Origin of the sequence: Pseudoalteromonas luteoviolacea S2607 (assembly GCF_001625575.1) — a bacterium.
GTDB lineage: Bacteria > Pseudomonadota > Gammaproteobacteria > Enterobacterales > Alteromonadaceae > Pseudoalteromonas > Pseudoalteromonas luteoviolacea_E.
Genome location: NZ_AUXV01000001.1, coordinates 284,302 through 297,715, shown reverse-complemented (window position 1 = coordinate 297,715; position 13,414 = coordinate 284,302). Strand labels below are relative to the sequence as shown.

The following is a 13,414-nucleotide window of genomic DNA, read 5'->3' as shown; positions in this document are numbered from 1 at the left end:
TCCCATGTGAAAGTAGGACATCGCCAGGGCCCAATTTAAAAATTAAAAATAATAACTAAAAGCAAAGAATTTGCTTGGTGAACATAGCATTTTGGAACCACCTGATCCCATGCCGAACTCAGTAGTGAAACGAAATAGCGCCGATGATAGTGTGGGGTTTCCCATGTGAAAGTAGGACATTGCCAAGCGCCAAATAAAAGAAAGCCCGATTCGAAAGAGTCGGGCTTTTTTGCTTTTAAGTCCCTAGGCAGCAGCTAAAGCGCGAAAGAAGCGTACTCACTGCGTTCGCTGTCGCTAACCTTTTGCACCATGCGACTTTAGCGCAAGGTGAAGAGAGCAACTTTCACTGTTGTCATTCTTTATGCCTTTTAAATACACTCCCTTAGTTGCGGTTAAAACAGCTCATTTCACCTTGCGTAAAGGAAACGCACTCACTGCGTTCGCTGTCGTTAACCCTTTGCACCTATCTTGCGTAAAAAGAGCGAACTCGCTTTGCTCATTGTCGCTAACCTTTTACACCATACTTACGCAAAGGAAACGTACTCATTGCGCTCGCTGTCACTATTTTTTTATTACTTACCCTGCTTAAGGTGAATGAGAGTAACTCTGGCAGCTGCTCTTATGCTCTTGTATTTGCATTAAGTATTCACTTGGTTTGATTGTTTATAATGCATGCATAAAGTTAGGCGTAATGACGAGAGTATTTCAATAAGTGGTCATTTGGATAAGAGATCATCTAGCGAATTGATAAACCCAAAAACTGAAGTGCTTACTTGGGTATTTTGAATACTCGCTTGAGAATTGGATACTTACTTTTACTCCTCGAATTTTGAAAAGCGCTGACTCAATTATTGGAATAAAACCTGCCTATTCATATCCATAACTCGGTTAAAAACACATTTTTGGCGAACAAGATAAGAGCTACATTAATCTGCAACGCGCTGATAAATATATATTAATATTGGTTTTTATGTTTGCTTTAAAGTTGGTCCTAGTTTTGCATTAATCGGTATATAGTCAAATTTTTGGAGTTGGTTATGGCGATTAGTTTTGATAAGGCGCTTGGAGTTCATCAACACACCATGTTGATCCGTTCTCAGCGTGCAGAGATCTTAGCAAGTAATATTGCTAATGCAGATACACCTGGCTACAAAGCTAAGGATATCGATTTTGGTCGAGCACTCAATGCGGCAAAGTCGGCACAGCAACGCGGCAATCAAATGACCCGTACCGACGAAAAACACATTGGTGGTGGAACTAGATTGACTAACAGTGAAGAACTATTTCGTAATCCAAATCAAACAGATACAGGCGATGGTAACTCGGTTGACATACAAGTGGAACGGAACTTGTATGTACAGAATGCATTAGAGTACCAAGCTAGTTTGAACTTTTTGGGTGGTAAATTTAAAAGCTTGAAAAAAGCGCTTGGTGGTGGTCAAGGAGCCTAATTATGAGTTTATATAACGTTTTTGATATCGCAGGCTCTGGTATGAGTGCTCAAAATATTCGCTTGAATACCACTGCCAGTAATATATCCAATGCAAACAGCATAAGTTCTAGTCAGGACGAAGTGTATAGAGCAAGGCACCCGGTGTTTGCGGCTGAGCTGAATAAAGCAACAGCGGCTAACCCGAGCACTCTAAGCTCTTCGGTAGGGGTGAAGGTGTTAGGCATCGTAGAAAGCGATAAACCTTTACAGGTTGAATATAACCCTAATCACCCAAGTGCTGACAAAGACGGGTACATCTATAAACCGAATGTGAATGTCGTCGAGGAAATGACAAATATGATCTCCGCATCACGTTCGTACCAAACGAATGTTCAAGTAGCAGACGCAGCAAAACAGATGTTGAGTAAAACTCTGTTGCTTGGTCAGCGCTAATTGGGAGTATAGCTGATGAGTAATGATGTCAATTCCGCAACTACGTCCTTTGTCGACTCGTTGCGTTGGCAAGATAAGCAAGTGCCAACTGAGAAAAATGATGAGTTAAAGCAGGAAGATTTTTTTGCATTACTTACTCAACAGTTGTCTTTTCAAGATCCGAGTAAACCTGCTGACAATGATCAGATGATATCCCAAATGACTAATTTCACTATGGCTGAGGGTATATCAAATTTGAATACCAAGTTTGAGTCGTTGGCTGCATCTATGACATCGAATTCAGCATTACAAGCTTCAACGCTCATAGGTAAAAAAGCGCTGCTTGAGTCCGATACGATTGAGCATGGTCCAGGTATGGAAGCCCGTGGTTCTATCATCGTCGCTGAACCGGTCGAAAAGCTTACGTTGAGTATCATAAATGATAAAAACGAGCTGGTAAGGAAGATTGAACTGGGCGAACAAACTACTGGTGCAAAGCGCTTTGAGTGGGATGGTTTAAATGATGATAAAGAGCCACTTCCTCCAGGTGAGTACACGATTAAAGCTGAAGGGCAGACCAACGGAAAGTTTGAAGCTTTGCCTACAGCAACATTTAGAAATATTGACAGTGTTAATGTGAATGGCTCTCAGGGCATCGTAATTAACACAAAAGCTGGTGCAGTTAGACTATCTGACGTTGCAGAGATAGCTTAATCAAAAGATTTAACCTTCATTTATAGAGGTAAGAGAGTATGAGTTTTAATATTGCTTTAACGGGACTAGCTGCTGCCCAAAAAGATTTGGATACTACAGCGAACAACATTGCGAATGTTAATACAACTGGTTTTAAAGAATCGCGTGCTGAATTCGCTTCTGTATATGCATCCTCTGTTTTCAGTGCTGGTGCTACAAAAAATGGTGATGGTGTTTCCACCACAATGGTTGCACAGCAGTTTCACCAAGGTTCTTTAAACTTTACCCAAAACTCACTTGATTTAGCAATTACTGGTGAAGGTTACTTTGCTACAAGTGAAGAGCTCGGTGGCCAAGATTATACGTTTACACGTGCAGGCGCATTTAAGCTTAATAAAGATAACTTCATCGTTGATGCACGAGGCAACTTCTTACAAGGCTTCCCAGTGGACCCAAGTACGGGTGATACAACTTCTGTGAGTTTAAGTACATCTTCGGCTTTGCAGATCCCAGATGCTTCAGGTTCTCCACGTGCTACGACGAATGTGTATTCATCGTTCAACTTAGACTCTCGAGCTACGGCACCCACATTGCCTTTTAGCCCGACAGAGAGTGCAACCTACAATAGTTCGACATCAACCACTATTTATGACTCGTTAGGTCAGCCGCATACTTTGCAGTTCTTCTTTAGAAAAGAAGATCCAACTACAAACCCCAATGAGTGGCAGGTTTATGCAACGTTAAATGGTCAGCAATTTGGCGCGAACGGTCAGGCAGTCACACCTCCTGGTGCGCCAATCACTGAGTTTGAATTTAACGCGCAAGGTTTCCCAGTTAGTACCGGTGGTACAGCCAATACTGGCACTACATTCAATCCGCTTTCAATTCCTGCGGGTGCAAACGCGGGTCTTTCTACATTGCTAACGAATGGTGCAACCTTCCCTGGGGCAGTACAAATGAACTGGCGTGATGAAGCAAATACCAGCACTAAATTGCCAACTCAGTTTGCAAGCCGTTTCGAAGTTAAAGCATTAGACCAAGATGGTGCGACAACAGGTCGACTAGCAGGGATTGATATCGGCTCCGACGGTAAAATTGTTGCTTCATATAGTAATGGTGATTCAACTTTCTTGGGGCAAGTTGCCATGGTTCGATTTTCTAACTCACAAGGTCTGACAGAAGTTGGTAACACAGGTTGGAAGAAGAGTTTGACCTCGGGTGAGCCGATAGCCGGTGAGCCTGGTTCAGGTACGCTTGGTACTATTAACTCCTCAGCATTGGAGCAGTCCAATGTGAATTTAACAAATGAGTTGGTTGATTTGATAAGTGCTCAAAGAAACTTCCAAGCTAACTCGAGGGCTTTAGAAGTTAACTCAACACTACAACAAAACATTCTACAGATTCGATAACCTTAACCTTCCAACAAAAAGCCGCTTTAGCGGCTTTTTTATTTTTGACACTCATACTGGCATTACTATTGCATTATCCCTTATAGGTTGAACAGTTTTAGGTCGTTCTCATGGATAAAATGCTTTATATCGCTGCGTCTGGCGCTAAACAGAGTTTGCGTGGTGTTGCTTTAAAAGCCAACAACTTAGCTAATGCTAATACAACGGGTTTTAAAGCTGACTTTGCGCAAGCGAGATCGATGCAGGCGTTTGGTGAAGGTTTACCGACACGGGTATTTGCCATGCAAGAGCGCCCAGGAACCAATATGTTGAGTGGCGCAGTCACTGAAACAGGTCGGGATCTTGACATTGCAGTCGATGAAAAGTCTTGGATCAGTGTAATGGATGCCAGTGGCGAAGAAGCGTACACAAAAGTCGGTACATTGAACATCACCAGTGATGGTGCACTAGTCACTAGCCATGGCCGCCAATTAATTGGCGAAGGTGGTCCAATTATATTGCCATTGCCAATCGAGAAAGTCGTCTTTAGTGACGATGGTTCGATTCAAGTTCGTCCTCAAGGCGCACCAGCGAACTTCTTAGAAACAGTAGATAGACTTAAGATCATTTCAGCAGACAACAGTAAGCTGGAAAAAGGTAATGATGGTTTGTTTAGACCGAAAGAAGATCAGCTTGAAGACGGGCACTGTGGCTTTTGTGAGATCTCCCCAACCGCGAGAGTAATGAGTGGTTACCTAGAGATGTCCAATGTAAACCCTGTTCATGAGATGGTTGATTTAATTAATCATCAAAGACAATTTGAAATGCAAATCAAGCTAATGAAGTCAGCAGAAGAAATTGATGAGCGACACACTTCGCTCCTGCGCATAGTTTAAGAGAGTGAGGTATAGATTATGAATCCTGCATTGTGGATAAGTAAAACGGGTTTAGATGCCCAGCAAACAGACATATCGGTTATTTCGAATAACTTGGCTAACGCCAGCACAGTTGGTTACAAGAAAAGCCGCGCAATCTTCGAAGATTTGCTTTACCAAAATATTAATCAACCTGGTGGGCGTTCATCACAAGATACTGAATTACCATCTGGTTTAATGCTTGGTGCAGGTTCTAAAGTGGTTGCGAACCAAAAGAACTTTTCCCAAGGTAATATGATTAGTACTGAAAACTCTTTGGATTGGATGATCCAAGGTCCAGGCTTTTTTGAAATACAAATGCCAGATGGCACTATCGCCTATTCACGAAATGGCCAATTCACAACCGATGAAACAGGTCGAGTCGTTACATCAGGCGCGGGTTTTCCCGTTCAGCCTGAAATGACGGTGCCAGACAATGCGAACTCAATTACGATTTCTCAAGATGGTGAGGTGTCAGTAAGTATTAATGGACAGGCAGAAAACACGGTTATAGGTCAGCTCGTTATTAGTGACTTTATCAACCCATCAGGCTTAGAGCCAATCGGGCAAAACTTGTATACAGAAACTGCGGTAAGTGGTGCGCCTGTTCAGGGTAACCCGGGAGTTGAAGGGCTTGGTTCTATCGTTCAGGGGGCGCTTGAAACCTCGAATGTAAATGTAACTGAAGAATTGGTGAACCTGATTGAGACACAGCGAGTTTATGAAATGAACTCAAAAGTCATTAAATCAGTTGATGAAATGCTTAGTTACATTAATCAGCAACTTTAAAGGGTAGGGCAGATCATGCGTAAGAGTATATTGATAGTCGCCATAGGACTCGGATTAACTGGCTGTATGTCGACAGAGAACAGTAGTGTAGTAAGAGACGATCCTTATTACGCACCCATGTATCCTGAAATGGAGCCTGAATCTGTAGTCGCTACAGGGTCTTTGTTTAATTCATACTCAAATGATCTGTACTCAGACAAAAAAGCTGTGCGTGTCGGTGACATTATTACTGTGGTGTTGAGAGAGTCCACCCAGGCATCAAAAGCTGCGAATTCTAAGCTAGACAAAGACAGCGAAGTAAAAGTAGACCCCTTCCTAGGGTTGGGAAATGTGCCAGTTAGAATCGGCGGTGATGCAATTCAGATGAGTGCTGGCGGAGATTCGTCATTTCAAGGTGATGCACAAGCAAATCAATCGAATAGCCTATTTGGCAATATTTCGGTCAATGTAATGCGTGTATTACCAAACGGAAATTTAGTGATTCGCGGTGAAAAATGGTTAACGCTTAATACTGGTGAAGAATTTATACGGCTGGAAGGTTTGGTAAGGCCTCAAGACGTGTCGTACGAAAACGAAGTTGAATCAAACCGAATTGCAAACGCCCGTATCCAATACTCGGGTAAAGGGCAAACGCAAGAAGTACAAAGTGCAGGTTGGTTGACTAAATTCTTTATGAGCACTTTGATGCCCTTTTAAGGAAGTACATTATGAACATACTACGTAGTCTATTAATACTTACGTCAGTAATGATCCCCTTGTGTGTCAATGCTGAGAGAGTAAAAGACGTCAGTGTGGTTGAAGGCGTAAGAAGCAACCAGCTAATTGGTTATGGTTTAGTGGTTGGCTTACCAGGAACGGGCGAGCAGAGTCGATTTACTGAACAAAGCTTTAAAGCGATGTTGAACAGTTTTGGCATTACCTTACCTGGTAATTTGAAACCCAAAATTAAAAATGTAGCAGCTGTCGCCGTTCATGCAGACTTACCACCATTTGTGAAACCCGGTCAAAGTATTGACGTAACCGTATCTTCTATCGGTAGCGCGGGCAGTTTAAGAGGCGGTACGTTACTGCAAACCTTTTTAAAAGGGGTTGACGGTAACGTATACGCAATAGCACAAGGCAGTATGATTGTTGGCGGTTTAGGCGCGGAAGGATTAGACGGTAGCCGAGTTGTCATCAATACACCTACTGTAGGCAGAATACCAAATGGTGGCATGGTTGAGAGAGCAGTTAAAAGTCCTTTCACACAAGGCGACCATATTACTTTTAACCTTAACCGACCAGATTTTACGACGGCTAAACGCCTTGCTGATACGATTAACGAATTAGTTGGCCCCAATAGTGCGAGCGCACTTGATGCAGCTTCTGTACGCGTGATTGCCCCTAGGGATCCGTCACAGCGAGTAGCTTACTTGTCTACGTTAGAAAATTTAGAGTTCAAACCAGCTGATACTTCAGCAAAAATTATTGTTAATTCTAGAACTGGCACCATCGTGATTGGTAAGGATGTCAAATTGCAACCAGCAGCGATAACGCACGGCGGACTGACGGTGACGATTGCAGAGCAAACAAACGTGTCTCAGCCTCAACCTTTAACGCAAGCAGACACAGTGGTAACCCGTCAAAGTATTGTAGATGTGGACCAAGATGACTCTCGCGCCTTTGTTTTTGACCCAGGCAGTAGCTTAGATGATTTGGTGAGAGCAATTAATGCGGTCGGCGCAGCGCCGGGCGACCTTATGGCAATACTTGAAGCGCTAAAAGAAGCTGGTGCGATACATGGTCAATTAGTCGTCATTTAGTTCTTAATTTAATCAAGCAGTTAGCCCCATATTTATGGGGCTTTTTTTTGGCTTGATATTTGCATTGTAGTAATCATTATTATTAACGACGTGTTTTTGAACAATGAATACTGATCCGACACACAATCAAAGCTTTTTTGATCTAAGTAACCTGAACTCATTGAGACAGGACGCGCTTAAAAGTGCTGGTGATGGCGATGCGTCTAAGCAAGCACTTAAAAAAGCAGCGCAGCATTTTGAATCAATTTTTACACAAATGCTGTTGACGAGTATGCGCAAAGCAAATGAAGCGTTCGAAGACCAAGACAGTCCATTTAATTCCAGCAGCGTTAAGTTCTACAGAGAAATGCATGATCAACAAATGTCACTGGAGCTGTCAAACAATGGCAGTTTGGGATTGGCCGACTTGATTGTGCAACAGCTATCACCAACAAAAAACGGTTATATGCCTGCTTCAGTAGTGCGCACAGGTGCTGACATTCAAAGTGACAAAATTGCCAATGGTCAAAATACAGTGGCAAACGGTGAGGTTAAACCTGAGACTGCACAACCCACAGTGGCCCAGCAACCCAAAGAAGTAGCAGAGCAGAACGCAGATCCCAAATCGTTTGAGGGTCCTGAAGAGTTCATCAGTACACTTTGGGACTATGCGAAATCCGCCGCACAAAAAATTGGCTTGAACCCTGCCGTGATGGTGGCTCAGGCTGCGTTGGAAACAGGCTGGGGTAAGCACGTGATCTCGAAGCCTGACGGTAATAGCAGCTTTAACTTATTCAATATAAAAGCGGATAGCCGCTGGAAAGGAGACAGTGCCAGTAAAATGACACTCGAATTTGAACAAGGCTTGCCAGTGAAAAAGCAAGCTAACTTTAGGGCTTATGAGTCCATCAAACAAAGCTTTAATGATTATGTAGACTTTTTACAATCCAACCCTCGTTATGGTGATGCACTGAATAAAGCGGCTAGCCCAAATGACTATCTAGAAGCGTTGCAGCAGGCAGGTTATGCGACGGACCCAAATTACGCAAACAAGATAAAAAATGTAATGGGCGGTGAGCAATTTAAATCTGCGCTAACTTCGCTTGTACGTCAGGGAGTAAATTAATATGTCTTTTAACTTAATGAACATTGGTACGTCTGGCGTCCGTTCTAGTAGTGAATTGCTACAAACTACGAGTAAAAACATCGCTAACCTCAATACGGTCGGTTATGTGAGAGAGCGAACCGAGCATGCTACGTTGATTGGCAATCAAGTTGGCCGTGGTGAAACAGTAAGAATGCTGAATGAGTTCGCACAAAAGCAGTTGATTAGGGATGTTTCTAGCCAATCTTACTATAAGCAGTTTGTAACAGAGTCAACGCGAGTCGATACCTTATTTGGTGAAGAGTCGAATAACTTAAATGCAAGTATCAACTCGATGTTTAACAACTTGCAAGAGGCAATGAACTTGCCTTCTTCAACGGTTACACGATCTTTGTTCTTAACAGATGCACAAAACCTGATTGACCAAATGGATCGACTATCGGGGATCGTATTTGACCAAAATAATATTGTGAATGAGCAGTTGTCTATTTACTCGCAAGAGGCAAATAATCTTATTCAAAAGATTAGTGACTTAAATGGTAAAGTTGGGGCACTGAATGCAAACCCGGATAACGACAACGCCAACTCGGTTTTGAACGAGCGTGATCAGGCAATTAAAGACTTGGCGGAGCTGGTCGACATTGAGACCCTCAATGGCTCCAATGGTGAGAAGCTTGTATTCTTAGGTAGTGGTCAAGCAGTCGTAATGGAAAATGGGGCATTTAACCTTTTTTCTTTGGATGGTGATCCCGATCCCAATAGAAAAGAACTGACACTGGATGTGACAGACGGCAATGCCGTGGCGCTTCAAGTCGACCAAACTAAGTTACAGGGGCAAATTGGAGGACTCCTTGCCTTTAGAGATGAAATCTTAATACCTGCACAAAATCAGCTTGGTCAAATAGGATTGGCATTGGCTGATGCATTTAACCAACAAAATAAGCTGGGTATGGATCTTGACGGCAATTTGGGTGGGAATATATTTGAAATCCCAACTGCTGCGGGCTTGCCCCACAGAAGCAATACCGGCACCGCGCAACTCGCTGCGACATTAGAGGCTGGTAAAGGGAAAGAAATTCCCGCAAATGACTTTCGTGTTACTTATAACGCGGGCAATTTGACTATCGCAGCAATAGACAGCCAAGGTAATACAGTTGGTAATGCGACGACCATTCCATATGCAGCCACGATTAACTCGACTACGGTTCCTGCGGGCACCGACTTATTTGGCCTAGAGCTTAACTTTACAGCTACCCCGGCAAATGGTGATGTTTTTGATGTGAAGTTAAATGCAGCAGCAGCTGGCACAATGACGCTTGCTACAGATCGTGCTGAAAGCTTGGCACTGGCATCGCCTATTCGAACGGAGTCCGGCACCAGCAATGTGAGTACCGCGACTATCTCTGTTGGCAGTGTAACCAATACTACGCCTGCAACGAGTAACTTTACCGCAGCACCACCCAGTTTGACTAATGGTACTATTACTCTGCAAAAAACAGGCACAACCAATCAATATACCTTGACTGATGGCAGTGGTACAACGACATTTACCGCAACTCCTCCGCTAGAAAATATTCTGGCGCAAGCGGGTGGCGCGTTCGCCAACTACGGATTTGATTTTAATATCGATGGTGAGCCGTCTACTGGCGATACTTATACTATCGAATTTAATACAGGTGGTTTTGATGATAACCGTAACGGTTTGGCCCTAAGCCAATTACAGTCGGGGCAACTTGTGAGACAAAATGTTGTCACTACAGCTGTAGCTGATAATTTAAAGACCTTTAATGAGGCTTATGCTGGCCTTGTTACCGAAATAGGCGTTGTAGCCAACCAGGCAAAAACGAATGGCGCAGCATACGATGCGCTTGCTGCTCAATCAGAGGCTTGGTTTGAGTCTGTGTCTGGGGTTAACTTGGACGAAGAGGCCGCGAATTTGCTCCGTTTTCAACAATCATACTCAGCGTCAGCACAAATTTTGAGTGCTGCTAGAACTGTGTTTGATACTTTACTTAGTGCTGCGAGGTAATTATGCGTTTATCTCACAATATGATTTTTAAAAATAACCTGAATTCTATTTTAAACAGCCAACAGGAAGTGAATAAGTCGATGCAGCAGGTAAATACGCAAAAGCGTGTACTTACCGCATCTGATGATCCTTCCGCGATGGCGAGATCTTTATTGTACTCAGATAAAATCCAGACAAATGAACAATACACCAAAAATCTAACGATGCTAAAAAGCCGGCTAGATACACAAGAGGGTGTATTAGATAACATCAAAGATTCTTTAACACGTTCAATCGAGCTAACTGTCAATGCAGGTAATGGTTCATTGACGGCGCCAGATAAAGCCGCTTTGTCTGAAGAGCTAGAGTCAATTCAAACCGCAGTTTTAGAATTGATGAATTCCAAAACGGAGGATGGCCGGTATATCTTTTCTGGTTATCAAGACAATACCAAAACCTATGACTATGACAGTGCCAACAAAAGATATACTTATGCTGGTGACCAAGGTCAACATAAGATAAAGGTCGCTGAAGGTGTTGAAATTAAGTCAAGTGACAATGGTTACGACGTATTTGAAAGTGTTGAACAACGGCTCAATGTGGCTTCTAACACGGCTACGGTAGGGGCTGGTGGTATAACAAGTGCAGATGTGTACGTAAAAGAGCAAGGTCCATTTGATATATTCCATAAAGCCAATTACAACCCAGACCCGACAGCGCCAGCAAATGCGAACCAGTACCAGCTTCAATTAAATGGCGCGACCGCACCGGCTTCCTATCAATTGGTGCAAGTGGCGACGGGTACGGTGATGGAAACAGGCAGTTATACAGAAAACAACATTACTGTAGCGGGCATGGAATTTAGCTTTTCAGGTTCGGCAGCACCGACAGATACAATCACATTTGATCTTGCTGCGCCGAAAAAAGACAATGTCTTGAACACACTAGAAAACTTAATCAATGCTGTGCAAGATCCAAATTTGTCTGATAAAGACTATCGCCAGCAACTAGCTGATGCGATGACCGGGTTAGAAAACGCGAAGAACAGAGTTTCTCAAATCCAATCAGGGCTTGGCGGGCGAATGAATACTGCAACGCGGATCACTGAGGCTAACACAGATCTAGATATCAACAATAAGATAGCACGAGCAGATCTTATAGAATTAGATATGGCAGAAGCGATAACAGAGTTGACTAAGCACGAGACTCAACTGCAAGCATCTCAGGCAACTTATGGCCGCCTGTCTAACCTTTCTTTATTAGACTTCATTAGATAATCAAATTGTAGCCGCTTATTATTAGCGGCTATTTCTTGCCAAACACGTCAAATCTTATAATTTTCGTATTTATTCTTTGAATTTACAGGAAAAAGAAACACCTCTTCTATTTTGTACTTTTGTACAAAGTCCGAAGTGGTTTATTGCCAATAGAACTGATTAACAATTAAAAGTATATGCAATTCAACTGTTTATAATTTTTTTAGAAAAAAATCTAAAGGAAATAAATTGCCGTCCGATAACTTAATTAACCAGGCCGGATAGTTTAAAAAAACTTAAAGGCGAAAGAGTTACAAGTTTGAGAGTAAGTACTCAGTTTACAGTGGGAGAATTACCATGGCACTATATGTAAATACTAACGTAAGTTCATTGAATGCTCAGAGACAGTTAAATAATTCAGGCAATTCGTTAGACGTTTCATTCAAGCGTCTATCATCAGGCTTCCGTATCAACAGCGCAGCAGACGATGCGGCAGGTCTACAAATTTCAGACCGTCTAACTTCACAGATTAACGGTTTAAACCAAGGTAACCGTAACGCGAATGACGGTATCTCTTTAGCGCAAACAGCTGAAGGTGCGATGGACGAAGTTACGTCGATGTTCCAACGTATCCGTACTTTGTCACAGCAGGCAGCGAATGGTTCAAACACTGACGAAGACCGTCTTGCAATCCAAGAAGAGATTCGTTCACTATCGTCAGAAGTTAACCGTGTTGCAGCAGATACAACGTTTGGTGGTCAAAACCTACTTGATGGTTCATATGCAGCGAACTTCCAGGTAGGTGCTGATGCAGTACAAACAATCAGCTTCAGTATGCAAACTGTTGGTGGTACAGCGAACAGTTTAGTTGCAAACGGCGGTTTCACTATGTCAGGTATTGCCGGTGTGGCAAGTGGTGTAACAGGTGCGTCACTTTCTACGACAACAGGTACTATCAGTACAACAGTGGGTGCGTCAGCAGATGACACTGCGTTCTCTGATGTATTCACAGCAGGCGGTATCTCGGTTTCTTCTCAGGCAAATGCGCAAGCAGTATTAGCAGGTGTAGATGCACTGATTGCAGTAGTAGATAAAAAGCGTGCGGAACTAGGTGCGGTTCAAAACCGTTTCCAATCAACAATCCGTAACCAATCGAACATTGCTGAGAACCTATCATCTGCGAAATCTCGTATCAAAGATACTGATTTTGCTCAGGAAACTGCATCACTAACTAAAATGCAGATCCTACAACAGGCTAGCCAAACAATTCTAAGTCAGGCTAACCAGCGTCCGCAGGCAGCATTGAGTCTACTTGGATAATAACTAGGTAGATAAGATAAAGCGGAGGAAGAAGATGGTGTCTGTGCTTGATGGGGTATTAACACAGACACCGGAATTGGATGATAAAGCGGAGGAGCTTAAAATCCAAAACAGTTCATGTATTCAATGAACACATTAATGTTAGCACTTTCCGTGCCAATATTTAGAATAAAATATTGACACTCACTCTCAAACTTTAAAAAAAGGAGGCGACAGCCTCCTTTTTTATCTCGTTAAAAATTAATAAAACAATAAAATCAATTGCTTATGTGTTTTTATCGCATTCTGTCAAAAAT

The 13,414-nt window shown here is 42.7% G+C and carries 12 protein-coding genes and 1 rRNA gene; all 13 read left to right on the top strand.

What is annotated here, in order from left to right; genetic code table 11:
* Positions 1-73: 73 nt before the first annotated feature.
* Positions 74-188: ribosomal RNA gene (gene rrf / locus N480_RS01420) — 5S ribosomal RNA — on the top strand.
* An 849-nt stretch (positions 189-1,037) separates the two neighbouring features.
* On the top strand, positions 1,038-1,451 hold the full coding sequence (flgB, locus tag N480_RS01415; protein ID WP_063370746.1) for a flagellar basal body rod protein FlgB: 414 nt from the start codon (positions 1,038-1,040) through the stop codon (positions 1,449-1,451).
* Positions 1,452-1,453: 2 nt separating this feature from the next.
* Positions 1,454-1,885, top strand: a complete 432-nt coding sequence (flgC, locus tag N480_RS01410) for a flagellar basal body rod protein FlgC (RefSeq protein WP_063370745.1) — start codon at positions 1,454-1,456, stop codon at positions 1,883-1,885.
* 15 nt (positions 1,886-1,900) lie between these two features.
* The gene (locus N480_RS01405) at positions 1,901-2,578 is read left to right on the top strand and encodes a flagellar hook assembly protein FlgD (protein WP_063370744.1); all 678 of its coding nucleotides are present in this window, start codon (positions 1,901-1,903) and stop codon (positions 2,576-2,578) included.
* A gap of 38 nt (positions 2,579-2,616) precedes the next feature.
* Positions 2,617-3,966 (top strand): flagellar hook protein FlgE, encoded by a 1,350-nt coding sequence (gene flgE / locus N480_RS01400; RefSeq protein WP_063370743.1) that lies wholly within the window; start codon positions 2,617-2,619, stop codon positions 3,964-3,966.
* A 110-nt stretch (positions 3,967-4,076) separates the two neighbouring features.
* Positions 4,077-4,841, top strand: coding sequence for a flagellar basal body rod protein FlgF (locus N480_RS01395; protein ID WP_063370742.1), 765 nt, complete (start codon positions 4,077-4,079; stop codon positions 4,839-4,841).
* Positions 4,842-4,859: 18 nt separating this feature from the next.
* Positions 4,860-5,648, top strand: a complete 789-nt coding sequence (gene flgG, locus N480_RS01390; protein ID WP_063356943.1) for a flagellar basal-body rod protein FlgG — start codon at positions 4,860-4,862, stop codon at positions 5,646-5,648.
* 15 nt (positions 5,649-5,663) lie between these two features.
* A complete protein-coding gene (gene flgH / locus N480_RS01385; RefSeq protein WP_063370741.1) occupies positions 5,664-6,344 on the top strand; it encodes a flagellar basal body L-ring protein FlgH in 681 nt (226 codons plus the stop codon).
* A gap of 11 nt (positions 6,345-6,355) precedes the next feature.
* Positions 6,356-7,450 carry a flagellar basal body P-ring protein FlgI gene (locus tag N480_RS01380; RefSeq protein WP_063370740.1) on the top strand — a complete coding sequence of 365 codons (1,095 nt, stop codon included), beginning with the start codon at positions 6,356-6,358 and terminating at the stop codon, positions 7,448-7,450.
* A gap of 103 nt (positions 7,451-7,553) precedes the next feature.
* Positions 7,554-8,555, top strand: coding sequence for a flagellar assembly peptidoglycan hydrolase FlgJ (gene flgJ / locus N480_RS01375; protein WP_063370739.1), 1,002 nt, complete (start codon positions 7,554-7,556; stop codon positions 8,553-8,555).
* Between the two features lies 1 nt (position 8,556).
* Positions 8,557-10,563, top strand: a complete 2,007-nt coding sequence (locus tag N480_RS01370; protein WP_063370738.1) for a FlgK family flagellar hook-associated protein — start codon at positions 8,557-8,559, stop codon at positions 10,561-10,563.
* Between the two features lie 2 nt (positions 10,564-10,565).
* A complete protein-coding gene (gene flgL / locus N480_RS01365) occupies positions 10,566-11,819 on the top strand; it encodes a flagellar hook-associated protein FlgL (protein WP_063370737.1) in 1,254 nt (417 codons plus the stop codon).
* Positions 11,820-12,155: 336 nt separating this feature from the next.
* The gene (locus N480_RS01360; RefSeq protein ID WP_063370736.1) at positions 12,156-13,118 is read left to right on the top strand and encodes a flagellin; all 963 of its coding nucleotides are present in this window, start codon (positions 12,156-12,158) and stop codon (positions 13,116-13,118) included.
* Positions 13,119-13,414: the final 296 nt, after the last annotated feature.